This window comes from Thiobacillus sp. (assembly GCF_030696885.1).
Taxonomy (GTDB): domain Bacteria; phylum Pseudomonadota; class Gammaproteobacteria; order Burkholderiales; family Thiobacillaceae; genus Thiobacillus.
The window spans coordinates 105,429-129,859 of the sequence record NZ_JAUYRI010000024.1; the positions used below are offsets into that span (position 1 = coordinate 105,429).

Consider the following 24,431-nt stretch of genomic DNA (forward strand, 5'->3'; position numbering starts at 1 on the left):
GGAAAAGCACTGTAAAAACAGGGCTTTTCTCTGTTTGGGCTACGTCTCAGGTCCCCATAATACAAATGGAATTCCACTATGACCGAGCCAAGCCCGATGCCGACCCATGCCACCCTGCAGCATTCCGAGCCCGATGCGATCGCGCAGCTGCTGCAGCAGGCGCTCACGCATCATCACGCTGGCCGCTTGCTTGAGGCCGGGACGCTTTACCAGACCCTGCTGCAAAGCCAGCCCGATCACGCGGAGGCCAATTACAACCTGGGCGTAATCGCAGTACAGGCGCAGCAGCCCGAGGCCGGCTTGCCGTATTTCGTGGCGGCACTGAATGCCGATCCGACGCATGGGCGCTACTGGGTGAATTACATCGATGCCCTCGTGCAGGCCGGCCAGCAGGACGAGGCGCGTACCGTGCTGGCGCTCGCCCGGCAGCAGGGTCTGGAAGGCAGCGAAGTGGATACGCTGGCGGCGCGGCTGGGCGACGACGCATTGGTCACAGCACAAGCGGGCCCGGTGGGGCAGGCCGCGTCAGGCGCTGCACCGACCGGTGCTGCATCCGGCGACAGCCCCGGGCGCGAGGACATGGAAGCACTGATGGCGCTGTATGCGGAAAGGCAGTACGCGGCGCTTGCAGAACGCGCACAACGCATGACTGCGCAGTATCCGCTACACGCGTTCGGCTGGAAGATCCTGGGCGTTGCGCTGAAGCTGCAGGGCAAGGGCGAGCAGGCACTGGAACCCTTGCAGCAGGCTGCGGCGCTGGCGCCCGCCGACGTCGAAGCTCACTACAACCTGGGCGTCACCCTGCAGGAACTGGGTCGTCTCGACGCAGCCGAGGCCCGCTACCGTCAGGCGCTGGAGATCGAACCGGTCTACGCCGACGCCTACCTCAATCTGGGCGTGACGCTGAGCAAACTGGGCCGGCTGGACGAGGCCGAGGCGCGTCTGCGACAGGCACTCCTGCTCAGGCCGAATTACGCCGAAGCGCACAGTAACCTCGGTGCCACGCTGCTGGAACGGGGCCGGCTCGACGAAGCCGAGTCGAGCTACCGGCAGGCGCTGCAACTGGCACCGGACAATGCGCGGGCGCACACCAATCTGGGCATCACCCTGCAGCGGCTCGAACGATTGGATGAGGCCGAAACCAGCTGCCGGCGGGCCGTGCAGCTCCTGCCGGACGATGCCGAGGCGCACGGCAATCTGGGTAACGTCCTCCGGGAAGGCGGGCGTCTGGACGAAGCCGAGGCGAGCTTCAGACAGGCGCTGCGCATCCGTACGGACGATGTCACGATGCACAATAATCTGGCGATCACGCTGCAGGAACTGGGCCGGCTGGACGAAGCGGATACGCATTTTCAGCTCGCGCTCTACCTCGACCCGAATGATGCCCGCAGCTACGAGAACCGGGCCAACCTGCTGCGCTTCATGGAACGCCTGGACGAAGCCGAAACAAACTATCGCAAGGCCCTGCAGATCGCGCCGGAGGATGCCGGGCTGCACCTGAATATGGGCAAGCTGATGCGCGTCATGAACCGGCTCGACGCGGCCGAGGCCAGCTTCAGGCGCGCGCTGGAAATCCGCCCGGATGAGGTCAACGCGCTCAACAACCTGGGCGTCACGCTGCAGTACCTGGGCCGGCTGGACGAGGCGGTGGCCTGTTATCGACGCATTCTGCAGGTCAAGCCGAACAACGCCGGTGCGCTGGCCAATCTGGGCGCGGCCCTGCTGAGCCTGGGCCGGCTGGACGAAGCCGAGGCGTGCTCGCGGCAGGCACTGCAGATCAACCCGGACCATGCGACGCTGCACAGCAATCTGCTGTATTACCTCTCGCTCAGCGCGTCGACTGATCCGCATGCGCTGTTCCTCGAGCATGTCAGGTTTGGCGAGCAGTTCGAACCCGCGCTCAGGCCGCACTGGCCGGCGCACACGCAAACACGCGATCCCGAACGCCGCCTGCAGGTCGGCTTTGTCTCGGCCGATTTCTACAACCATGCGGTCGCCACGTTCATCGAGCCGATGATCGCGCAGCTGTCCGGCCATCCGCAGTTGTCGCTGCATGCCTACTACAACAATTTCTTCGACGACGAGGTGACAGCGCGCCTGCGCGGGCACTTTGCCCACTGGAACCCGATCGCCGGCCTGTCGGATGCGACGCTGGCAGACAAGATCCACGCGGACGGCATCGACATCCTGATCGACCTTTCGGGGCACACCGGCGAGAATCGCCTGCTGGTCTTCGCGCGCAAGCCGACGCCGATTCAGGCCACCTGGATGGGCTATCCCGGCACCACAGGCATGCGCGCCATGGACTACTACCTGGGCGACCGGCTCTTCCTGCCGCCCGGTGAGTTCGAAGATCAGTTCACCGAAAAGATCGTGTATCTGCCGGCCAACTCGCCTTACCTGCCAGTCAAGGATGCCCCACCGATCGGCAGGCTGCCTGCACTCGACAATGGCCATCTCACCTTCGGCAGCTTCAGCCGGCCGAACAAGCTCAGCCCGACCGTCATTGCCGTATGGGCGCAACTGCTGCGGGCATTGCCCGATTCCAGAATGCTGTTGGTCGGGATTCCCGAAGCGGGCAGCTGCGAGACCCTGATCGAATGGTTCGCGGCGGAAGGCATCGCGCGCGAACGTTTGAGCCTGCATCCCCGCTGCAAGCTCGATGTCTATCTGGCCCTGCACCACCAGGTCGACATCTGTCTCGATACCTTCCCCTGCAATGGCGGCACCACGACCCTCAATGCATTGTGGATGGGCGTGCCGACGCTCACCCTTGCGGGCAGCACGGCAGCGGGGCGCTCAGGCGCATCGATTCTCGGCCACGCGGGCCTGGAATCGTTCGTGGCCCACGACACCGCCGACTTCCTGGCGAAGGGGGTGTCGTGGAATGAACAGCGTGCCGAGCTGGCGGACATCCGGGCAGGCCTGCGGGAACGCTTTGCGCAGTCTGTCCGCGGGCAGCCGGCGCTGGTTGCAGCGGGGGTGGCGCGCGCCCTGCGCGTGATGTGGCAACGCTGGTGCGCGGAACTGCCGGTGGAATCGTTCGAAGTGACGCTGCAGGACATCCAACACGCGACGCCGGAGAACCATGCATGAAGCGATCACCAGATGCACAGCCGATCTACGTCACGCAGCCGTCGCTGCCGCCGCTGGAGGAGTTCATCCCCTATCTGCAGCAGATCTGGGACAGCAAGCGCCTGACCAACGGCGGCCCGTTTCACCAGCAACTGGAGCAGGCCCTGTGCGACTACCTGGGCGTGCAGCATATCGCCCTGTTCGCCAACGGCACCCTCGCGCTCGTCACCGCCCTGCAAACCCTGCGCATCACCGGCGAGGTCATCACCACCCCCTACTCATTCGTGGCGACCGCGCATTCGCTGCTGTGGAACGGAATCCGGCCGGTGTTCGTGGATATCGATCCGCTCACGCTCAATATGGACCCGGAACGGATCGAAGCCGCGATCACCCCGCAAACGACCGCCATCATGCCGGTGCATTGTTATGGGCATCCGTGCGATGTCGAACGCATCGAAAAAATTGCCGACAACTACGGGCTCAAAGTCATCTACGACGCGGCGCATGCCTTCGGCGTGCACTGTCGCGACGGCAGCGTGCTCGACCATGGCGACCTGTCGGTGCTGAGTTTTCACGCCACCAAGGTCTTCAACACCTTCGAGGGCGGCGCCATCGTCTGCCACGACGCCAAGACCAAGCAGCGCATCGATCACCTGAAGAATTTCGGTTTTGTCGATGAGGTGACGGTCGTCGCGCCCGGCATCAACGGCAAGATGAGCGAGATCATGGCCGCCTTCGGCCTGCTGCAGCTCAAGGGCATCGACGCCGTCCTGCAAAAGCGCCAGGCTGTCGATGCCCGCTACCGCGAAGCGCTGGCCGGAGTCGTGGGGATCGATTGCCTGCCCGCGGGCGACGAGCAATCCAACTACGCCTATTTCCCGGTCCTGGTGCGCCCCGACTACCCGCTCAGCCGCGATGACCTGTATCAAAAGCTGCAGGACCACGACATCCATGCGCGACGGTATTTTTACCCCTTGATCAGTGACTTCCCGATGTACCGGGGCATGCCGTCTGCCGCGCCGGCCAACCTGCCGGTGGCGCGCGCCGCGGCCGAGCAGGTGATCTGCCTGCCGATCTATCCGGACCTCAGCGCCGACCAGGTGGATGTCATCGTCGCAGTGATCGCAGGGCAGCGTTGATGCAGTGGAAAAAACTCGGGAAGATTTTCGATCCCACCCAGGTCAGCCTGCCGCATGGCTGCACGGCGTTTTCGCAGGCGCCCCAGGCGCTGGTGTTCGAGGATTTCGTGCGGATCTATTTTTCCACCCGGTTCCGCGAGCCCGACGGAAAATACCTGAGCCATATCGCCTTCGTCGATATGAAAAAGAATTTCCGCGACATCATTGCCGTGTCCGCCCATACCGTCATCGAACTGGGCAAGCTCGGCTGCTTCGACGAGCACGGGATTTTCCCGATGAACGTGGTGCGTCACGGCGACCTGGTTTACGGCTATACCTCCGGCGTCAACCGGCGGGTCTCGGTGCCGGCGGACGGCGCCATCGGGCTGGCGATCAGCCGCGATGACGGCTTTAGCTTCCAGCGCCTCGGCGACGGCCCGGTGCTCGCTCCCTCGCTGCACGAGCCCTGCATCGTCGTCGATCCTTTCGTCAAAATCTGCGGCGACACCTTTCACATGTGGTACGTCTTCGGGCTTGGCTGGAAGCGGCTCGCACCGGACGCCGCACCGGACCGCGTTTACAAGATCGGACATGCCACCTCGCGCGACGGCGTCCACTGGACCAAGGAAGAGGGGCGGCAGATCCTCGGCAACCGGCTGGGCGACGACGAATGCCAGGCACTGCCGACCGTGATCGCGATCGACGGCCGCCATCACCTGTTCTTCTGCTATCGCCAGTCGTCCGACTTCCGCACCAATCGCGACCGCGCCTACCGCATCGGCCACGCCTGGTCCGACGACCTGGTCGACTGGGTGCGCGACGACGACACGCTGGCGCTCGACGTCAGCGCGGGCGACTGGGATTCCGACATGCTGTGCTACCCGCATGTGTTCGAATGCGACGGTCGAATTTACATGCTCTACAACGGCAACGCGTTCGGCCGCGACGGCTTCGGCCTGGCGGTGCTGGAGCAGCCATGACGCCGGATTTTCAGACGTTCTCGCACAGTGAGGCCGCGACACCCGGCACGTCCCGGATCGTCGGCATCATGCAGCCCTATTTCTTTCCCTACTTCGAGCAGTTCCGGCTGATCGCCGCGTGCGACCTGTGGGTGGTGTTCGACACCGCGCAGTTCTCGCGCAAGTCGTGGATGACGCGCAACCGCATCCTCAATCGCGACAAGGGCACCGCCTACGTTTCGGTGCCGGTGCAGCACACCGGCCTCGATACCAGCATCCGGGACGCGCTGATCGACCCCGCCCAGGACTGGCGCGGCCGCTTGCTGGACAAGCTCAAGGTCTACCAGGCCGAGGCCCCGCACTACGCTGCGGTGCGCGCACTCGTCGGCGACAGCCTCGCCGGACCCCACGACAGCCTCGCCGCGCTGAACACCACCATACTGCGCGCGGTGTGCCAGCATCTGGGCATCGCCACCCCGATCGAGGTGGCCTCAACCCTCTCCATCGAGCTGCCGGCCGCGTGTGCACCGGGCGAGTGGGCGCTGCATATTTCAAAACAGCTGGGGGCGACCGAATACCGCAACGCCTCCGGCGGCCGGGCGCTGTTCGACGAGGCGCTCTACGCCCGCCACGGCATCGCGCTGAGTTTTCACGAACACCGCCCGCAACGCTACGCCACCGGCAGCTTCGAATTCGTCGCCGACCTCTCGGTCATCGACTGGCTGATGTGGAACGACCGCGAGACTTTGCAGGCATGGCTGGACTGAGCCGGATGCTTGCCCGGAGGGCGGGCTCAGCGCCCGCTGCGGCCCGTCATTTCGGCGATGCCGAAGCCCTCGCGGCCGAAGTTGTTGCCGCAGTAGAAGAGCAGGATGCGTCCGTCCAGCTCGATGGTCTGGGAGGACGCCATCATCTGCGAATCCCAGCCCGCCGCCGAGACGTCGATCCCCACCTGGGCGTCGTCGCGCACCCACTCGATCAGGTCGTCGGACCACGCATACCCCAGGCGGTACATGGACGCGGGATCGCTGCGGAAGCCGACGGGCTTGCGGTAGCCGAACACGGCATGCCATCGTCCGTCGAGAAAAAAGGGCAGGAAGATGTCCTGGCACTCGTCTTCCGAACGGGTCGGGACGATCGGCCTGCCGTCGCGCGTCCAGACGATGCCGTCATCCGAGGTCGCGTGCACGATCGGGAAGACCGCTTCGGGCTGCCCTTCGTGAATCAGCCATTTCGTCCCGGTCATGTACCACATGTGCCAGATGCCATCGATGATGCGCACCGCCGGGCTGTTCACCAGATAGGGCTCGTTCAGCGTCAGACCGAGGACCGGCCCTTCGCCCAGCTTGCTGAACGTCTCGCCGCCGTCGTGGCTGACGGCCAGCCCGATTGCGGTGGTATAGGGCACGGACGCCATTCTCGACCACCCGGTGTAATACAGATACACCGCATCCCCGCTGCGCACCACGCTGCTCGGCATGATGCCGAATTCGTCGAAGGCGCCCGCGCCGCCGAGCGGAAGCAGCGGCGCGTCAGCGATCTTCACCACCCGCGTGAGGTCGTCGCGTGCCAGGTCGACATAGCCGGGGTAGGAGACGTACTGCAGGTCGGCGTCCCGCTGCGGCCGACAGGCGAAGTAGACGCGCAGCGTGGCGTCGTCCCGCACGAAGGGCGTCGGGCACTGCGCGTATTCCTGCATCCACGGATGCGGCCGGCGCACGGTCGGATTGAACACGTTACCGAGTTTTTTCCAGGCGAACATGGGCCTACGCCTGCCGCATGCGGACGACCCGGGCGCGCCGCATTATTTGCGGCCGGGGCCGATCGCCGCCATGCGGGTCATGCGCAGGAATTCGTCGCTCGCCAGCCGGAACTTCTCGGTGCCGGGGGCGATGAACACGCTGCGCGCCGGTGTGCTCTTGAGCACCAGGGTGGCCGCCCCGAGGAAGGAATCGGCGCCGATCGACAGCTCGCCGCCGACGGTGGCGTTGAGGCCGACGAAGCAGCGCTCGCCCAGCGTGGCGACGCCGCCGAGCGTTGCCCCGGCGGCGATCCAGCAATGGTCGTGTACCGTCGAATGGTGGCCGATCAGGACGTTGTTCCACAGCGAGACGTTGTGGCCGATCTTCGCGCCGGGCTGGATGCCGACGCCGTCGAGGATGAGGCAGTTCTCACCCACCTCGACCCAGGGGCCGAGGTCCGCGCGCGGGCTGACGTAGCTCGCCAGCGTGTAGCCCTTGGCCTTGGCTTCCGCGCATTTTTGCGCGCGCACGGCGTTGAGCTCGTGATAGCCGATCGCCGCGAACAGCGCGACCGACTCCGGCGGATAGTGGCGCTCGATCGTTTCGAAAGGCACGACGGGGAGCCCGTAGTGCGTGCCCGAGGGCGGCAGCCACGCCGCGTCGCAGGTGAAGCCCACCACCTCGTACTCGCCGTCGCGGATGAAGTGGTGGTAGGCGACGTCCGTGATCTTGCCCACCCCGAAAATGACCAGCCGTTTCATCGTTCGCCCCCTGTGTTCGGTCGGACTTCACGCCTGGCCGGGGCCGCGCGGAAGACCCGCGAAGCGTATCAGCAGCCCTTCCGGATGTGCAAAAATTTTTGCCCGGGCCTGCACATTGCAAGGATGATGGCCGAAATAAACCTGAAACCGCGAGCCGGCAAAGCGCCGGCCCGCCCAAGGAGACAACGTGCGCTTAGGTGAAGAACAGTTCTATGTCGACCCCGCCACGCTCGAGCCGCTGACGCTCGAGCAGGCGGCGTGCGAGGGCGACCAAGTCGTCTCGGGTGTGCTGCGGAGTCCGTCCGGACACCGCTTTGAAATCGCCGGCGGCGTGCCCAATTTCGTTTACCCGTTCGAACTGCCGAAGGCCGACCGCGAGGCGCGCCAGCAGTCCGAGGACCGCGTCGAGGGTTATGACCGCTACCTGCCGCTGACCTTCCGCACCTATGGCGAGGACGAACAGGCGGTGCGCAATGCCATGGTCGACAAGCTCGACCTCAAGCCCGGCGCCGTCGTGCTGGAGACCGGGTCGGGAACGGGGCGCGATTCCGAAATCATCGCGCAGCGGCTCGGCGCCGACGGCAGGCTCTACATTCAGGACATCGCACCGTCCTTCCTGGCGAAGAACATCGAGCGCATGCGCAGCGCCACGCCGCACGTCGAGCCGGCGCTGGCGAACGGCTATTACCTGCCCTTTGCCGACAACAGCTTCGATGCCTGTTTCCATTTCGGCGGCATCAATGCCTTCGCCGACATCCAACGCGCCTTCTCCGAAATGGCGCGCGTCACCAAGCCCGGCGGCAAGATCGTGGTCGGCGACGAGAACATGCCGCCGTGGCTGCGCGAGACCGAATTCGCCCGCATCCTGATCAACTCCAACCCCGAGTTTGCCTACACGCTGCCGCTCGACAAGTTGCCGGTCGAGGCGCGCAAGGTGCGGCTGGAATGGATCATCGGCGGCGTCTTCTACGTCATCGACTTCGTCGTTGGCGAGGGCGAGCCCGTGGCCGACTTCGACTTCGCCATCCCGGGCGTGCGCGGCGGCACCCACCGCACCCGCTACCACGGCCACCTCGAGGGCATCACACCGGACGTCAAGCGCCTGGCCTACGAAGCGCGCGCGAAGACCGGCAAGAGCATGCACCAGTGGCTCGACGACGTGGTGCGCGAAGCCGCGCAGCGCGATCTCGGAAAGCCGGACTGAGCGGCCGCGCCACCGATCATGCAAGCCCCGATGGCGTGTGCAACGCTGATCTTCCCCGCAGTCAACCAGGCCGCGCTCGACTATCTGGAGCAGGCACGCAGCCACGGCGAGCAGGTGGTTTGCGCTGCCTCGGTGGCCAACGACGAGGTCGCCGCCGCAGCGGGCGCGCTGCACCGCCTGCCATCGATTCACGATGCCGAGTTCGCCGCGCGTTTTATCGCACTGGCGGACGCGCATTCAGTCTGCCGCCTGCTGTGCCCGGTCTCCACCGTGCATGCCTTCATGGCACGCTTTCTGGCCGCGCATCGCCCCGACATCACCCTGATCGGGGAATCGCCGGTTCAGCAGCAGATCGAGCGCCATCGCCAGCTGATGGCGCGCACCCAACGGCTGATGCCGCTGGTGACCCTGTGCGCGGTAGGCCACAGCGCGCTGTCGCCGCTGGAAGTGGCGGGGATGCTGCGGCAAGCATCGCTGATCTACGGCGAATCGAACGACGACAAGCTGGCCGCGATGATGGGCATCTTTGCCAGCGCGCCGGCGGGCGACGTGATCGAGATCGGCTCGCTGATGGGACGTTCCGCCTTCGTGCTGCTGTATCTGGCCTGGCGCCATCGCACCGGGCCGGTGCTGACGGCCGATCCCTGGCGCGCGGCCGACTGCGTGCAGCGCGAATCGCCCGACGCCCTGCAGAACGTGACCGACGAATGGGACTACGAAGTGCTGAGCGAGGGCTTCATGGTGAACATGGTGCCGCTTCGTGCCGACGACCACGCCCATCTGCGCCTGCCTTCCGAGCGGGCCTTCGCTGTCTATGCCGGGGGCGAGGCCATCCTGTCGCCGCTCGGCCGGCGCGTCGACTATTCGGGCCGGATCGCGGTCATCCATATCGACGGCAACCACGACTACGCCTGCGTGAAGCAGGACTGCGAGCTGTGGCTCGGGCGGATGGTGCCGGGCGCCTGGCTGATCCTCGACGACTACGTCTGGGCGCACGGCGACGGCCCCCATCGGGTGGGCGACGAACTGCTGCGCGACCAGCCCGACCGCATCGAATGCGCCTTCACGTGTGGCAAGGCGCTGTTTGTCAAACTACGTTACTGAGGTGAAATCCCCCATGTTGAGCCCGTCCGTTTTCTGCCGAGATCGCACAATACTGCCATGAGCCTAGAAAAGAACATTGCCGACGTTTTTGCCCTGCCCGAATCGTCCGTCGTCGATTCCCTCACGCTGATTGATATACCGACCTGGGATTCGCTCGCGCACATGATGCTGATCGTGCGGCTCGAGGAGGCCTACCAGGTCCAGTTCACCGGCGACGAGATCGCCGACCTGAAGTCCGTCGGCGACGCGCGGGCCATCCTGCAGGCGCACGGAGTCGCGCCATGAAGATCGCCGGCACGCGCATCCTGGTGACCGGCGGCGGCGCGGGGATCGGGCGCTATCTGGCGGAGCAGCTGCTTGCCGAGTCGGCCGACGTTGCCGTGCTGGAACTGGACGCGGCGCGCTGCGCCGAGCTGTCCGCGGCATCCGGCGGGCGCATCCGGGTCCAGCCCTGCGACGTCAGCGATGCCGCTGCCGTCGACGCGGCGCTGCAGGCTCTGGCCGACGCCGGCTTCGAGCCCGACGTGCTGGTCAACAATGCCGGCATCATCCACAGCGAGCCGCTGGTGAACATGCTGTCGCGCGGCGAGCGGGTGCATGCGCGCGAGTCTTGGCAGCGCGTCATCTCGACCAATCTCGATTCCGTTTTCTTCGTTACCGGGCGCGTCGTCGACCGCATGCTCGCGCGCCGCTGCAAGGGCGTGGTGATCTCGATCAGCTCCATTGCCGCCAACGGCAACGCCGGGCAGTCGGCCTACGCCGCCGCCAAGGCCGGCGTGAATGCGCTCACCCGCACCTGGGCCAAGGAGCTGGGCGCGATGGGCCTGCGCTTCGTCGCGATCGCACCGGGCTTTATCGACACCCCGTCGACACGCGCCGCACTCAGCGAAGCCACGCTTGCGCGCCTGCAGCAGCAGATTCCGCTGCGCCGCCTGGGCGAGCTCGAACACCTCTACCTGGCGCTGCGCCATGTCATCGAGAACGACTACCTGACCGGCACCGTGCTCGAAGTCGACGGCGGCCTGGTGATCTAGCCGGCACGATGTCCATGCCTGTCGCCACCCCGCTCGGCATCGCCTTCCGGGACGTCGTGGCGCAGCACGCGGCGCGGCCCGCGCTGATCTACCCCGAAACCGGCGAACGCGTTAGTTACGCCGAACTCGCCCTATTGGTCGAGCGCATCGCCGCCGAATTGCGCGCGAGGGGGCTGCGCGAGGGCGACGTTGCCGTGCTGTTCCACGACAAGTCGCCTGCCGCGTACGCCGCCATGCTGGCCTGCCTGCGGCTGGGCGTGATCTACGTCAACCTCGACCCCGACAGCCCATGGGAACGGCTGCACCGCATCCTCTCCACCTGCCGGCCGCGGCTGGTCGTTAATGCGTTTGCGGCGCTGCCCTATGCGGCTGAACTGGAAGCGGACGGCTATCGCAACACGCTGCATCTGCGCGATCTGCCGCCGCCGGCCGCACTACCAGACGGGCAGCCGGCCGCGCCGCCGGAGGGCCAAGTAATCGACGGCGCCAGCCCGGCCTACATCATGTTCACCTCCGGCTCGACCGGCATGCCCAAGGGCGCGGTCATGTCGCATGCCAACCTGCTGGGGTTCATCGCCTGGGCGCAGACGCGTTTCGGAATCACGCCGGGCGACGTGCTGACCAACGTCAATCCGATCTACTTCGACAATTCGGTGTTCGATTTCTACTCGGCCCTGTTCTCGGGCGCAGCGCTGGTGCCCGTCACTGCCGAACAGGTGCGCGACACACGCCGCCTGGTGCGGCTGGTGGGCGTTGCGGGTTGCACGATCTGGTTCTCCGTGCCTTCGCTGCTGGTCTACCTGCTCACCACGCGCGCGCTCGCGGCGTCGGATTTTCCGGCGATCCGAAAAATCGTCTTCGGCGGCGAGGGCTTCCCCAAGACCAAGCTGCGCCAGCTCTACGACCTATTCGGCGCACGCGCCGGTCTGGAAAACGTCTACGGCCCCACCGAGTGCACCTGCATCTGCTCGGCCCATGCCATCGGCGCCGCCGATTTCGATGACATGCAGAACCTTGCCCCGCTGGGCCTGCTGGCCGAGAACTTCGATTACGAGATCCTGCCGCTGGACGCGCGCGACCCCGATTTCGGCGAGCTGTTCCTGCGCGGTCCGCAGGTCGGCCTGGGCTACTACAACGACCCCGAGCGCACCGCCCGCGCGTTCATCCAGAACCCGCACCAGGCACACCCCACCGACATCGGCTACCGCACCGGCGACCTGGTGCAAAGGGATGCCCGGGGCTGGCTGCACTTCAGGGGGCGCGCCGACTACCAGATCAAGCACATGGGCTACCGCATCGAGCTGGAGGAAATCGAGGCCGCGTTCAACAGCGTGTCCGGCGTCAAGGAATGCGCCGTCATCTACCAGAAACTGGGCGACGGGCTGGGGCAGATCCTCGCCTTCGCCGCCACCAATCCGGCGCTATCGTCGCAAGACCTGTTGCAGCGGGTGGCCACCATCGTGCCGCCCTACATGGTGCCCCGTCGCGTGCGGCTCATCGATCCGCTGCCGAAAAACGCCAACGGCAAGATCGACCGGCCCGCCCTGCAGGCGCTCGCGGCCTTGCCCGGAGCGCCGTAGGCCGGGTGCTGTTTCAGCCGCCGCGCGCGGCTCGGTGTGCGGTCGCAGGGCAGGGCTTCACAGGTAGGCCAGCAGTCGCCCGCAGCCAATCACCCCCACCCACACCAGCAGCGAGATGCCGGCCGCAAGGCGCGCGCGGCGCGGCGTTGCACCGCCCCACGCAGCGGCCCCGCGCATCACGCCACGGTGGAACCACCAGGCGTTGAGTCCGGCCGCAAGGATCAGCGCGAGCTTCAGCTGGAACGCGGGGTTTACGATCATCTCGGTCGCATGCGCGGAAAACAGCAGCAGCCCGCTCGGCACCACCACCGCCAGCCCGGTGCGCGACCAGGGCAGCAGAAAGCGCGCCAGTGCATTCAGGTCCAGCCCGCGCGCCACGCCCAGCAGCCGCAGGTCGAACATCGCCGCCGCGCCCACCAGCAGCACAAAGCCCAGGATGTGTACCACCTCGACCGCCGGATAGAGCCACAGCGCTTCGCGCATCGCCGCGGCCGGCGCCGTCGTCTCCAGCCACACCAGCAGCACCGGCCCGACCGGCTCGGGCATCAGCGCAATTCGACCGTGTTGCCGGCCGCGGTAATTCGCTCGGCGCGCAGCTCGGCCGCGGTTTCACGGTGCGGATGGCCCACCACCGTCACCGTCGACCCCACCGCGATCGCCTCGCGCACCAGGCCGCGGCGCTCCATCCGTGAAGGCGGTGCCAGCACCACGATCCAGGTCTTGTCGGGGGTTTTCAGCTTCACGTAGCCATGCGGATGCATATAGCCCGACTCGGCCACCTCGCCGGTGAGCGTCAGCGTCTGGCCGGCGTCATAACCGCTCCAGCCGTGATGGGCCTGCGCCGTGGCCGACAGGGTCAGCGCGGCGCCAAAAAGCAGAGCATTCAATCGGTTCATGGGGGGTCTCCTTTCCAAAAACTGCATGCGTCTTTGGTACAGCCGCGGAGGGCTGTCCGGTGGGGCCGGGTGGGGTCACGCGGCTTGGGGTGTGACCGGATTTTTTAGCGGGAGTGCCGTGGTGTTGCAATCAGGCAGTTGCCTGATTGCAACACCATGTATCTCGACCTGATGCAGGGAGGATTGGGTGATCGACGCCCATGTGCCTTCAACTGTTATCTGCAGACGACGACGGCGTTAAGAGATTCTCCCCAGGGGTCCAGGATCTGCGCGCCTGTTCTTTGATTTCCCCGGCTTCGCTTTGCAGGCCAGCTTCTCCCTTGGTCGCGACTGTTTCGGGCTCGGCGGTCGGCTTCGCCAGGGCTCGGTCGGCGGGTTCCGCAGCGCCTTCGCTTTCCATCATGCGGACAGGCACACCGTGAGGGAAGATGAGTTCGCGGGCTTCGTCCGGCAGCGAGATTCCCGCATCCTGGAAGGCCCGTTTGACGAGCCGAATGACCGACGATTTCACTTTCGCCCAGCTGTGTCGACTGCCATCGAGCCAGAAATAAACACGCAGGTTGACCGTGGACGATCCGAGGTTGTCCACGAGCGCCAAGGGTTCGGGATCATTCAAAACGGCCGGATGTTCAGCGAGCACCTTCAAGACAACTTCCTGGGCAAAAGAGATGGAATCGTCATAGCCGATCCCCACCATGAAATCCTCGCGGCGATTGGGATTGCTTGTGAAGTTGCGGATCGTGCTTTTGAAGACGGTCGAATTGGGGATTTGCACTTGATTGCCGTCGGGTGTCGTAACTACAGTCGTGCGAGAGGTCAGCCGCTGAACGTAACCCGTGATGTTTGCTACTTCAATCAAATCACCCTCACGAAACGGTTGCTGCAAGCTCAGAAAGAGACTGGCGAGAAAATTTTCGGTGATGTCGCGGAATGCGATGCCCAGCACCAAACCGATCAGGCCTGTGCCGCCCACCACCGTAAGCGCGAGTTGCGTGAGCCCGGCGATACGGAGCACAAGGTATAGGCCGACAAGCATTACAACCAATCCGCCAGCCCGGGCCAGTACTTCGCGCAAAAGCCGGCTGAGGGATCGGCCTAGAAGCCGGCGACGCAGTACGAACACCGTTAACCTGGCGAAGATCCACGAAATAACAATTACGACCACCGCCACCACGGTCAGGGGCAACATTCGAACGAGACCGCGTGCTAAATCATTCAGTACCTGAAAGCTTGGCTCGAAATCCCAAACCGTGGTGGGGGCCACTTCGATTTGATTGACGACGGCAACCACGCCCTCCGTGTTCTTCGCTAAATCTCCGGCCCACTGCCTGGATTCATCGTTTTCCGTCGTTCCTTTCAGGAAAACGATTCCTTGCTGGACAGTGACCTGGGGCTCGCCGAACCAGTTTGTTGCTACAAGAATATCTGCGATGCGTTGGCTGATCTCGTCATCCTTGGCGACGGGTCGGACGTCGACTTTACCCGGGGACTCGGGTTTGCCATCAGGCACTTTCGCCTGCGCCGGCTTATCCTCGCTACCGAATAGCTGTTGGGCAGCAACTGAGTTGAACGCAAAGACGGCGCAGCAGAGGAACGCGGCGCAGAGGAGTCTGGCCGTTCGAGAGGGGAGCGCCTTGACTAAAGGGTTATTCATTTACGCGACTTTTTAACTCGGCGACGAATGCTAGCCACGTTTCAAATTCATCACTTTCCTGCCACAGCTCTTTTAATTCTGAGTTCTCGGCCAAGATGCGCTCAATTACCAGATGGGCTTTCTTCGCAAGGGCCGCAGACGGTTGGAGTTTCGTTTTCTCAACCCACTCGTCAACCGGCTCGGTGTACGGGTTGCGCTCGCCCCAATTACCTTGTAGCCGAGCGATGGCTTCGATTGCGGCCAGTGCTTCGCTAGCTTCCGGGGCCTCAACGTATTCAGTGCCTTGGGAAAGCACAGTCTCCAAGGTGCTTTCGACTAACGAGAGGTCGTTTGCATCCTCCAGTCCAAACGCCCAATCACAAGCATCGTCGTTTCCAAAGACATCAGCTGACCATGCCCCCATAAGTTTCTCCTTGAATGACTAACGTAGAGCTAACCGGCGGCGCTTTAGCGCCGTCCAGCGACCGAAGGGAGCGAGGTTGAGCGCCGTGTTAGCCATGCGGTTGCCACGAGCCACTAACGTATGAAAAAATCTGTGTTGTAAGCGGGTGGTCAACGTCTGTGCTGCACCTTGAACATAATTCTTTTAGCTCAGTAATACCTTGTTCGTTTGAAGAATCAGTAAATGCCAAAATATCTCTGGCCGGGAATGCTGCCACGAAATTATTTGGTGCGAGTTGGCTATACCACTCTGTCCAGAACTCACTCAGAAGAATGAGACTTGCCTCAAAATTCCCGCCCATGAGAACTACATAGATGTTGCCGTGCTGTTGAACCTTGGTATCTACCTCTGCCAATGAAGCAAGGTTCTGAACTGCTTTTTTATGCAGCTCGTCTTGTGTGACCTCGGACGCCACTAAATGCCGCTGTTGGACGTATGAAAAATGTGTGCCCATGTCAACGATATACCCAACCAGCAGCCCATGACCTATGTCTATTAGAACTGGGCTGTCTTCTGCTGTGAAGTTGAAGACTGGCCCTCCGTCAGGTGCCACGACCTTTAAGTAGGCAATTGCTTGTAGGCAAAAATCACGGTCAGAGGTGTTCACAGTTTTTAATGGCTAACGTGTTCGAGTTGAGTGACACCCCGAAGGGGCGTAAGCCGGGAGCGAAGCGAGCGGTGTTCGCTCGAACGAGGCGTTAGGCGCAGATGGCCATGCATCCACGGAACTGGTTTGGATCACGCTTCCCCCTCCCTTTGTTTGTGTATGCGGCGATCGCAAAACTCGCCTCCGCAAACTTGTTATTCAGCGCGAAGCGTAGTGAACGTCGTCCGCATCAACGTCTTTGAGTTATGCGGCGAACGTTGCACTACGCTTCGCTCAATAGCATTTTTATAAGTCGTTGTAAATTTATCAAATTCCGTTCCACATCATCCGTCACGACGGGTGTGAAAATGCTCGCGAAGAAATCTCGCGGTCGTGCAAGGCTATCTGAGCTTAACGTTAAGTAGCCATCCTAAATGACGCTTTATAAGCCGTCATTCGAGATTCTGTTTTTGAAAATTGATTAGAAAACAGTTTCTTATTCATTTTTAGGGCGTCCTAATACGAAAGCAAATGGGGCGATTCTGGACGGTGGGGATGCACGCTGCATTCCAAGCATTCACCGCCCCTCGCCGCGCCCCCCGGGCGCCACCCGATGTTCCACAGCAAACACCGCCGCTTCCACCCGCGACGACAGGTTCAGCTTGGCCAGAATATGGCGCACGTGCAGCTTGACGGTGTCGTGGCTGATGTCGAGGGTGCGGGCGATGGCCTTGTTGGATTCGCCGCGCGACAGGTGGGAGAGGATTTCGCGTTCGCGCGGGGTCAGGGCGTCGAGCAGGGAGGTGGAGTCCTGGCCTTTTTTGTCGTACAGGTTGACGAGCTTGGCGGTCATCGCCGGGGCAACGACGGTTTCGCCGCGCTGGGCGCGCTGGATGGCGTCGACGACTTCGTCGGGCTCCATGCTCTTCAACAGGTAGCCGTTGGCGCCGGCGCGTAGCGCGCGGGCCAGGTCGTCTTCGGCTTCGGACAGGGTGAGGATCAGTACCGGCATTTCGAAGCCGTCGGTGCGCAGCTGCTGCATCAGGGTGATGCCGTCGGTGCCGGGCATGTTGAGGTCGAGGATGAGCACGTCGGGGCGGTGCGCGCGCAGCAGCATTTCGACTTCGTCGGGATTGCCGGTGAAGGCGGTGACTTCGATGCTGCCGCTTTGTTCGAGCAGTTCGGCCAGGCCCTTGCGAAACAGGGTGTGGTCGTCGACGAGGATGATGCGGGTGTGGCTCATGCGGTGGGCTCGGATGCGTTGTGGTCTACGACTTTACACGGGCTTTAGCCCGTCGTGGCGCGGAGTCCGTTGTCGGGAAACACCAGGCGGATGACGGTGCCGCCTGCGGGACGGGATTCGACGATGAGCTTGCCGTTTAGCCGGGCGGCGCGTTCGCGCATGATGGTGAGCCCGAAGCTTTTGCCCATGGTGGAGGATTCGTCTTTCTTCTTTTGCACCCCAACGCCGTCGTCGGCGACGTTGACGATGTACTGGCCGTCTTCGCGGTCGAGGGTGATGACGACATGACGCGCGCGGGCGTGCTTGGCGATGTTGTAGAGCGATTCCTGGATGATGTGGAAGACCTGGATTTCCTCGTCGGGCGACAGCGAAACGTCCTGTACCAGGTTGAGAAAATCCACGTCGGCGTTGGCCTTTTTGCGAAAGCTCTTGGCCAGTTCCTGGATCGCCGGCACCAGGCCGCGCGGGTTGATGCGGTCGCGGTACTGGGTGATGAGGTCACGCAGGTCGGCGTAGGCGAGGTCGACTGCTTCCTCGACGTCACCCAGGTAGCGGTTGGCCTTGGGGTAGTCCTCGTGGCGCATCGCGTCGGACAGCACGGTGAGCCGCATCTTGGCATAGGCCAGCGTCTGCGCGAGCGAATCGTGAATCTGGTTGGCCAGCATCTGGCGCTCGTTCATCAGCGAGATGCGCATGTTCTCGCGCGTCAGCCGCGCGTTTTCCAATGCAATACCCAAGTGCTCGCTGATCGAGCGGAACAACAGGCGCACGTCCTCGGGCACGGTGTGCCCCTCGTCGAGGAACAGGTTGTAGACGCCCATGACCTGGTTCTTGTGCATCAGCGGCACCGCCACCACGGTGTTGCAGTTGCCGCTGAAATAGGCGTCGTTGGCCTGGCGCTTGCAGAAGGCGACGTTGTTCCAGCTGCTGACCGTGACTTCGCGCGCGGCCTTGCCGCACACACCGCAGTCGACGCTGACCAGCGTCTCGCTCTCGACCAGATGTGCGGGCAGGCCGACCGAACCGATCAGCCGCAGATGGGTGCGGTCGTCGGTGATCACGCGTACGGCGCCGGCCTGCGCGCCCGCAAGCCGGATCATGGTCGACAGAAAACGTCCCAGCAGCTGTTCGACGTTGGAATCGGTCGACAGGCTGGTGGTGATTTCCGACAGCACCCGCAACGCCGGAATGCTGACGTTGCCCGCATCGGCAGGGGTGTGCTGGATCAGCGGCTGGATGGTGTCTTTCATGGCACGGGGGGGAAGGTGCAGCGTTTCGGCATACCCGTATTATGCGCGATCCCCACGGTCCATTGCGCTTTGCGGCCGGTCCGGGCAGGGCGGCGCGGACCGGGCGTCGAGGTCGGGAATGCCGGGCTTACAGCTGTAACGCGTTCTGGCTGACCGGAACGACCCGCCCCCCCACCTGCACTGCACGTCCGCCGGCCGTCGCCTGGGCACGCAGCATCACCAGCGAAGGCCGGTTCATCTCGTGTCCCTGCTCGATCCGCAGCGACAGGCGGGCATAGTGCCGGTGTTCCAGCAAGTAGGCGCCGAGGAAGGCGGCGCCGTTGCCGGTGGCCGGGTCTTCGCGCACGCCGTGGGCCTCGAAGAAAAAGCGCGCGCTGAAGTCGCTGAACCGGCCCAGGGTCTCGCTGCAGAACAGATAGACCAGCGGAGGAAAACCCTGCGCGGCCAGCGGGGCATAGGCAGCGAGGTCAAGCCGGCTGCGGCGCAGCGCATCGAGGCTGCGCAGCGGCACGATCATCGCTGCGGTGCCGGCCGACACCTGCTGTATCGGCCCGCAGGTGTCGATGTCGTCCGGCGAAATGCCGAGCGCGCGGGCCATCGGTTCGGGCGCGCAGGTGGCGCCCAGCGTCATCGGCGGCGCCTCGAACCACACGACCGCGTCGCCGTCGTGGGTGGGCTCGAATGCGACGGCCACCTGTCCCACTGCGAGATTGAGCCGGATCGGGCCGGATGTATTCGCGGCGAGCTGCTGGCGGACCACCCAGGCGGTGCCGAGCAGGGGGTGGCCGGCGAAGTCGATTTCGCGCGCCGGGGTGAAGATGCGCACGGCGTAGCCGCCGTTCTGTTCGGGAACCGCGTTGACGAAGGTCGTTTCCGAATAATCGGTTTCGGTCGCGATGCGCTGCATCGTCGCATCGGGGATCGGGTCCGTCCCGACCACGACGGCCAGCGGGTTGCCCCCGTTGCGGCGTTCGGCAAATACATCGACGATGGTCAGGCGGTGTGTCATGGCTGTGCGGCGCTCGGTGGCCGGTGCGTCGGGGATAGGCGACGCACCCGGGTAGTGGGAAGCCGCAGACCGGTGCATACCGCGCGGCGGGCGGGGATCTGTGTTCAAAATCGCAGGGCCAGCCCGGCCAGCCAGGTGTGGTCGGCTGCCGGCTCGGTGAGGCCGTGGCGATAGCCGAGGTCGATGTCGAAATCGGGCGTCACCGAGTACACCAGACCCAGCACCAGCGACCCCACATTGGCATGGCCGGCCAGTTCGGGGTTGCTTTCGGTGCTGGCATCCGCCACCAGCCGCAGCGACTCGCTCACGCTGTATTCGGCAGCCACCGAGGCGTGGTAGATGTGGTTGCGCTGCCCCGGGCCGTCATGGAAATTGCGGGTGTAGCCCAGGTGCAGGTGCAAGGCCCAGGGGTCGACGGCGTGGGTCATCACGGCAAACAGGCTGGGGGCGCTGTGGCCCGAGCCGAGGCCGCGGTCTTCATTGCCGGTCGGCAGGCCCAGCCCCGGACGCAGCGCGATGCTCAGCGGCCCCTCTTCGTAGAAGCGCCACTTGGCCGCGATTTCCATGTCGGCATAGCCTTTCACCCGCGTATTGGTGGCGCCGCGCTCGCTGATGCGCTCGTAGGGCAGGCCGGCGATCAGATCGAGCGTGTCGGTGAGGCCGTAGGACAGCACGACGGTGAGGTGTTGCCCGCGCGTCCGGGTGTCAGCGGCTCGGGTTGTGCTTTGGTCGTAGGTGATTTCCAGTTGGGTGCCTCCGGCGCCCTGGGTGCCGGTGTCTTCGGTCAGCAGCGGATGGGCGGCGTGCGCCGGCATGGCCCAGTGCGCACACGCGGCCAGGGCGAGCGTATTCATGGTGCGGGTCATTGCGTTCGGGTTCGGGCGGACTTCAGTGCGCATCAGCGGCGGCTCCAGGGGTAAGTGTGGTGTCCAGCATTTCGATCCAGTGGCGGACCGGCACCGGCGACGCCTGGGCCAGGTGCGTGAGGCAGCCGATGTTGGCCGTCGCAATCGCCTGCGGGCGGCCTGCCAGCAGCGTGCTCATCTTGTTGGCGCGCAGCGACTGCGCAAGCGTCGGCTGCAGGATCGAATAGGCGCCTGCCGACCCGCAGCACATGAAGGGATAGCGCACCGGCAGCAGCTTGAAGCCGGCGCGTTTTAACAGCGACTCGACCACCCCGTTCAGTTTTTCGCCGTGCTGCAGGCTGCACGACGACTGGAACGCGATGCGTTGTGCGGGTTGCGCCGGGGCCACTGCCGGCAGCGTGTCGTCCTGCCATTCGGCGGCGACGACTTCGGCGATATCGCGTGTCATGTCGGAGACGCGCTGCGCCTTGTCGCGATAGTTGGGATCGTCGTGCAGCAGCTGGCCGTAGTCGCGGAAATGCGCGCCGCAGCCGCTGGCGGTGACGACGATGGCCTCGGCGCCGGCCTCGAGATGCGGCCACAGCGCATCGATGCTTTTACGCATGAAATTGCGCGCCTCGTCGGTGGCGGCCATGTGATGGCTCAGCACGCCGCAGCAGCCGTCGCGCGCGGCCAGCAGCTGGATGCCAAAGCGGTCCAGCACACGGGCCGCGGCGGCGTTGATGTCCGGCGCCAGCGACGGCTGCACACAACCCTGCCAGACCACCATGCGGCGCGCGTGCGCGCGGGCAGGCCAGACGCCGGCCGCGCGTCGCGCTGGAATCCGGGCGCGCAGGTCCTGCGGCAGGAAACGGCGCAGCGCCTGGCCTGCGCGCAGCAGGGCGGTGAAGCGCATCGGATGCGGCACCACGGCACGCAGCGTGCGGCGCGCCAGTTGCTGTTTCAGCGGGCGCGGCGCAATTTTTTCGACCAGCGCGCGCCCGATGTCGAGCAGGCGGCCGTAGCGCACGCCTTGCGGGCAGCTGGATTCGCAGGCGCGGCAGGTGAGGCAGCGGTCGAGGTGCAGCTGCAGGTTGGCGGCCAGATTTTTGCCTTCCAGGGTTTTCAGCGTGTAGGCGGGCGGCAAGCTGTCGACGCTCGGCTCCTTGCCCTCGAACAGCTGCTTGATCAGGTAGATGCGTCCACGCGGCCCATCCCATTCGTCGTCGAGCAGCCGGAAGGTGGGGCAGGTGAAGGTGCACTGCCCGCATTGCACGCACGGGCCCAGCAGCGCTTCCGCCTCGCGACCGAGGTCGGTATCACGGTAGGTAGCGGCCAGCTCGATGTGCATGGGGGTCCCGGGTGAATACGCTGTAACGGCGGGCGTTTGCGTGCACGGCCCCGCCGTCGTTGCGTGTCACTATGGAACGGGGCCGGCCCACTGTCCAAGACGGGTTTCCGATTGCATCGATAGAAATCGGCTATGGCTGTCGTCTGTCGGTCATGCTTCAGCCGGGTTTTGCGGACGTAGCAATCGGTCCTTGCATTTAAAAACGGACTGGTCTACGTTGTACCGATCAGTACATAACCCGGAGAAACGACCATGACTGACCGCCCGCCGCTGCCCCCTTTCACGCTGGACACCGCCACCCAGAAGGTCCGCATGGCCGAGAACGCCTGGAACACGCGCGATCCGGTCAAGGTGTCGCTCGCCTACACCGAGGACAGCCGCTGGCGCAATCGCGCCGAGTACCTGCAGGGACGCGAGGCCATCGTGGCTTTCCTCACGCGCAAATGGGCGCGCGAGCTCGACTACCGGCTGGTGAAAGAGCTGTGGGGGTTTCGCGAAAACCGCATGGCGGTCCGGTTCAAGTACGAATGGCGCGATGATTCCGGCAACTGGTATCGCGCGCACGGCAACGAACTATGGGAGTTTGACGCGCACGGCCTGATGCGCCGGCGCGAGGCCAGCATCAACGATGCGCCCATCCTGGAATCCGAGCGCAAGTTCCTGTGGAGCGAAGGCCCGCGTCCGGACGACTATCCCGGGCTGACGGAGATGGGCCTGTAGGCTGTGACACGGAAGCCGGTCGAACGCGGCGACGTGATCCCGTTGCTGGGCGAGATTTTTCGCGAACACGGCTATGCGGGCGCCAGCCTGTCCGCGATCACCGAGCGCACCGGGCTGGGCAAGGGCAGCCTGTACCACTTCTTTCCCGACGGCAAGGACGAGATGGCCCGCGTGGTGCTGGACGACGTGGCGGACTGGTTCGAAACCCAGGTCTTTGCGCCGCTTCGCGACAGCGAGGATGCGGCCGCGGGCATCGACCACATGTTCAGAGCCGTGGTGCAGTTTTTTCATTCGGGCCGGCGCGTCTGCCTGGTGGGGACCTTTGCACTGGACGAGACGCGCGATCGCTTCGCGGTGGAGGTGCAGTCCTATTTTTCCGCGTGGACCCGTGCCCTCGCGTCAGCGCTGCGGCGCCGCGGCCTGAAAACCCGGCACGCGCGCGAAACTGCTGAGGACGTGGTGGCCGGCATCCAGGGCGCGCTGGTGCTTGCGCGCTCGCAGGACGACCCGGCGCTGTTCGTGCGCGCAATGAAACGGCTGCAGCAGCGGACGCGTGCCGTTTGACTGCGCTCGATTGGATACTTGAACAGCTGTCCCGGACGGGACGCACGGTCTGACTGCTAGGCCGCCGGCTTGCCGGTTCTTGGGCCGTTGTGCCGTTTACTGGTGGTGGGGTTCTTGGTGACCAGCGGTATGGCATCGGATGCGTCTGCCGCGGGACCATCGAAACCCGCTTCGCTGTCCGATGGGGATTTGCTGCGCAGGCAGGTGTCGGTCAGCGGGCAGGGCCGCAGGCGCTTGCTGCATTCCAGCTGGCAGCGGAGGGCGGACCATTCCGCCGCCAGCTCCGCAAAGGCCTGACAGGCCGGGCTCTGATACGCGCCCTTGCGACAGATCAGCGAGATCGTGTGGTGTGGCAGCTCTGGAAGCAACGGGATCGAATGAAAACCGTGCTGCGCGCAGGCAATGGCGTCGGGCAGGATGGTGGCCAGCCGGCCAAAGCGAACGATTTCCATGATCACGCTGAGTGAGGTGGACTCGATCGCAATGGGCGGCCGGATGCCTTGCTCCAGGCAATACATGTCGATGTGCTGGCGCAGCGCGTAATCTGGGCTGAACAGCACCATCGGTTCCTGCTCCAGCGCATGCTTGCTCAGCGAGCCGCGCTGCGTGGCCAGCGGGTGGTCCTTGCCGACCGCGAGGCTGAGCGGTTCGATGAACAGGATGTGGCTGTCGACTTCATCCGAGGGTTCTTCGGCCGTGAGCGTGCTGCTGAAGGCGATGCCGATGTCGACGCGGTCTTCGGCCAGCGCGTCCTTGATGTCGTTCTGCGGCATTTCCAGCGTGCTCAGTGTGATCCCGGGATAGCGCGCGTTGAACTGCTCCAGCAGCGGGCTGGCCAGATAGTCGGTGATCGGCGTCATGCCGAGGCGGATCGAGCCGCGGCTGAGGTCCTGCAATTCGTGAATGGCGCGCTTCGCGGTGTCGAGTTCGCCCAGCGCACGACGGGCGTGGTGCACATACAGCTCACCGGCCGCAGTGAGTCGCACGCTGCGACCGGTGCGGTCGAGCAGCTGCACGTCGAGCAGGTCTTCCAGCTGCTTGATCTGCTGCGACAGCGTTGGCTGCGAAACATACAAAACCTCTGCTGCACGCGTGAAGCTGTGGTGTTCGGCCACCGCCATCAGGTAGCGGATCGAGCGCGGAAAAACGATGTTTCTATCCATAGCCAACCCCTATAGAACTCATCGGAATTTGATCTTTGAAAACCATCGTCGCATGGTACATAGTTCAGCGCAACAGCAGCCGTGGCCCGTCGCGCCGTCTTCGCCAGCATGCTCAAGGGTTGACCGGGTCG

General features: G+C 64.3%; 24 protein-coding genes. 11 read left to right on the top strand and 13 right to left on the bottom strand.

Annotated features, from left to right (window positions below; all coding sequences use genetic code 11):
* The first annotated feature begins 78 nt into the window (after positions 1 to 78).
* Genes Q8R61_RS11655 through Q8R61_RS11670 form a run of 4 tightly spaced genes read left to right on the top strand, consistent with a single transcriptional unit; the run spans position 79 to position 5,919 of the window.
* Positions 79 to 3,096 carry a tetratricopeptide repeat protein gene (locus Q8R61_RS11655; protein WP_305537399.1) on the top strand — a complete coding sequence of 1,006 codons (3,018 nt, stop codon included), beginning with the start codon at positions 79 to 81 and terminating at the stop codon, positions 3,094 to 3,096.
* Positions 3,093 to 4,214, top strand: a complete 1,122-nt coding sequence (gene vioA / locus Q8R61_RS11660) for a dTDP-4-amino-4,6-dideoxy-D-glucose aminotransferase VioA (RefSeq protein WP_305537401.1) — start codon at positions 3,093 to 3,095, stop codon at positions 4,212 to 4,214. The genes Q8R61_RS11655 and vioA overlap by 4 nt, the downstream gene beginning before the upstream one ends.
* On the top strand, positions 4,214 to 5,173 hold the full coding sequence (locus Q8R61_RS11665) for a hypothetical protein (protein WP_305537403.1): 960 nt from the start codon (positions 4,214 to 4,216) through the stop codon (positions 5,171 to 5,173). Before vioA ends, Q8R61_RS11665 begins: the two co-directional genes overlap by 1 nt.
* On the top strand, positions 5,170 to 5,919 hold the full coding sequence (locus Q8R61_RS11670) for a WbqC family protein (RefSeq protein WP_305537405.1): 750 nt from the start codon (positions 5,170 to 5,172) through the stop codon (positions 5,917 to 5,919). Before Q8R61_RS11665 ends, Q8R61_RS11670 begins: the two co-directional genes overlap by 4 nt.
* A 26-nt stretch (positions 5,920 to 5,945) precedes the next feature.
* Here the strand turns inward: Q8R61_RS11670 and Q8R61_RS11675 are convergent, their stop codons facing one another.
* Together Q8R61_RS11675 and Q8R61_RS11680 are read right to left on the bottom strand one after the other, a co-directional pair.
* Entirely contained in the window at positions 5,946 to 6,914 is a 969-nt protein-coding gene (locus Q8R61_RS11675; RefSeq protein WP_305537407.1) for a hypothetical protein, read from the bottom strand.
* Positions 6,915 to 6,956: 42 nt separating this feature from the next.
* Positions 6,957 to 7,655, bottom strand: a complete 699-nt coding sequence (locus Q8R61_RS11680) for a DapH/DapD/GlmU-related protein (protein WP_305537409.1) — start codon at positions 7,653 to 7,655, stop codon at positions 6,957 to 6,959.
* Between the two features lie 187 nt (positions 7,656 to 7,842).
* On the opposite strand from Q8R61_RS11680, the gene Q8R61_RS11685 reads away from it, so the two are divergent.
* From Q8R61_RS11685 to Q8R61_RS11705, 5 genes are read left to right on the top strand one after another with little or no spacing between them, the layout of a single operon-like run.
* Positions 7,843 to 8,859 (top strand): class I SAM-dependent methyltransferase, encoded by a 1,017-nt coding sequence (locus tag Q8R61_RS11685; protein ID WP_305537411.1) that lies wholly within the window; start codon positions 7,843 to 7,845, stop codon positions 8,857 to 8,859.
* 18 nt (positions 8,860 to 8,877) lie between these two features.
* The gene (locus tag Q8R61_RS11690; protein ID WP_305537413.1) at positions 8,878 to 9,963 is read left to right on the top strand and encodes a class I SAM-dependent methyltransferase; all 1,086 of its coding nucleotides are present in this window, start codon (positions 8,878 to 8,880) and stop codon (positions 9,961 to 9,963) included.
* A 57-nt stretch (positions 9,964 to 10,020) separates the two neighbouring features.
* Positions 10,021 to 10,248: an acyl carrier protein gene (locus tag Q8R61_RS11695; RefSeq protein WP_305537415.1), complete on the top strand. Its 228-nt coding sequence runs from the start codon at positions 10,021 to 10,023 to the stop codon at positions 10,246 to 10,248.
* Positions 10,245 to 10,997: an SDR family NAD(P)-dependent oxidoreductase gene (locus Q8R61_RS11700; protein ID WP_305537417.1), complete on the top strand. Its 753-nt coding sequence runs from the start codon at positions 10,245 to 10,247 to the stop codon at positions 10,995 to 10,997. Before Q8R61_RS11695 ends, Q8R61_RS11700 begins: the two co-directional genes overlap by 4 nt.
* A gap of 14 nt (positions 10,998 to 11,011) precedes the next feature.
* Entirely contained in the window at positions 11,012 to 12,577 is a 1,566-nt protein-coding gene (locus Q8R61_RS11705; RefSeq protein ID WP_305537419.1) for an AMP-binding protein, read from the top strand.
* 57 nt (positions 12,578 to 12,634) lie between these two features.
* On the opposite strand, the gene Q8R61_RS11710 is transcribed toward Q8R61_RS11705, so the two are convergent.
* From Q8R61_RS11710 to glcF, 10 genes are all read right to left on the bottom strand, one after another.
* Positions 12,635 to 13,123, bottom strand: coding sequence for a DUF6644 family protein (locus Q8R61_RS11710; protein WP_305537421.1), 489 nt, complete (start codon positions 13,121 to 13,123; stop codon positions 12,635 to 12,637).
* On the bottom strand, positions 13,123 to 13,473 hold the full coding sequence (locus tag Q8R61_RS11715; RefSeq protein WP_305537423.1) for a DUF6152 family protein: 351 nt from the start codon (positions 13,471 to 13,473) through the stop codon (positions 13,123 to 13,125). Before Q8R61_RS11715 ends, Q8R61_RS11710 begins: the two co-directional genes overlap by 1 nt.
* A 208-nt stretch (positions 13,474 to 13,681) precedes the next feature.
* Positions 13,682 to 15,127, bottom strand: coding sequence for a mechanosensitive ion channel family protein (locus Q8R61_RS11720; RefSeq protein WP_305537425.1), 1,446 nt, complete (start codon positions 15,125 to 15,127; stop codon positions 13,682 to 13,684).
* Positions 15,120 to 15,530, bottom strand: a complete 411-nt coding sequence (locus Q8R61_RS11725; RefSeq protein WP_305537427.1) for a DUF4259 domain-containing protein — start codon at positions 15,528 to 15,530, stop codon at positions 15,120 to 15,122. The genes Q8R61_RS11720 and Q8R61_RS11725 overlap by 8 nt, the downstream gene beginning before the upstream one ends.
* An 88-nt stretch (positions 15,531 to 15,618) precedes the next feature.
* Entirely contained in the window at positions 15,619 to 16,176 is a 558-nt protein-coding gene (locus Q8R61_RS11730; protein ID WP_305537429.1) for a DUF1444 family protein, read from the bottom strand.
* A 556-nt stretch (positions 16,177 to 16,732) separates the two neighbouring features.
* Positions 16,733 to 17,398, bottom strand: a complete 666-nt coding sequence (locus Q8R61_RS11735; protein WP_305537431.1) for a response regulator transcription factor — start codon at positions 17,396 to 17,398, stop codon at positions 16,733 to 16,735.
* Positions 17,399 to 17,442: 44 nt separating this feature from the next.
* On the bottom strand, positions 17,443 to 18,648 hold the full coding sequence (locus tag Q8R61_RS11740; protein WP_305537433.1) for a GAF domain-containing sensor histidine kinase: 1,206 nt from the start codon (positions 18,646 to 18,648) through the stop codon (positions 17,443 to 17,445).
* A gap of 127 nt (positions 18,649 to 18,775) precedes the next feature.
* A complete protein-coding gene (locus Q8R61_RS11745) occupies positions 18,776 to 19,657 on the bottom strand; it encodes a PhzF family phenazine biosynthesis protein (protein ID WP_305537435.1) in 882 nt (293 codons plus the stop codon).
* A gap of 104 nt (positions 19,658 to 19,761) precedes the next feature.
* On the bottom strand, positions 19,762 to 20,556 hold the full coding sequence (locus tag Q8R61_RS11750; RefSeq protein WP_305537437.1) for a transporter: 795 nt from the start codon (positions 20,554 to 20,556) through the stop codon (positions 19,762 to 19,764).
* Entirely contained in the window at positions 20,546 to 21,853 is a 1,308-nt protein-coding gene (gene glcF, locus Q8R61_RS11755; RefSeq protein WP_305537439.1) for a glycolate oxidase subunit GlcF, read from the bottom strand. The genes Q8R61_RS11750 and glcF overlap by 11 nt, the downstream gene beginning before the upstream one ends.
* 252 nt (positions 21,854 to 22,105) lie before the next feature.
* On the opposite strand from glcF, the gene Q8R61_RS11760 reads away from it, so the two are divergent.
* Positions 22,106 to 22,573, top strand: coding sequence for a nuclear transport factor 2 family protein (locus Q8R61_RS11760; protein WP_305537441.1), 468 nt, complete (start codon positions 22,106 to 22,108; stop codon positions 22,571 to 22,573).
* A 3-nt stretch (positions 22,574 to 22,576) separates the two neighbouring features.
* The gene (locus tag Q8R61_RS11765; protein WP_305537443.1) at positions 22,577 to 23,137 is read left to right on the top strand and encodes a TetR/AcrR family transcriptional regulator; all 561 of its coding nucleotides are present in this window, start codon (positions 22,577 to 22,579) and stop codon (positions 23,135 to 23,137) included.
* 56 nt (positions 23,138 to 23,193) lie between these two features.
* On the opposite strand, the gene cynR is transcribed toward Q8R61_RS11765, so the two are convergent.
* A complete protein-coding gene (gene cynR, locus Q8R61_RS11770) occupies positions 23,194 to 24,300 on the bottom strand; it encodes a transcriptional regulator CynR (RefSeq protein ID WP_305537445.1) in 1,107 nt (368 codons plus the stop codon).
* Between the last annotated feature and the right edge of the window lie 131 nt (positions 24,301 to 24,431).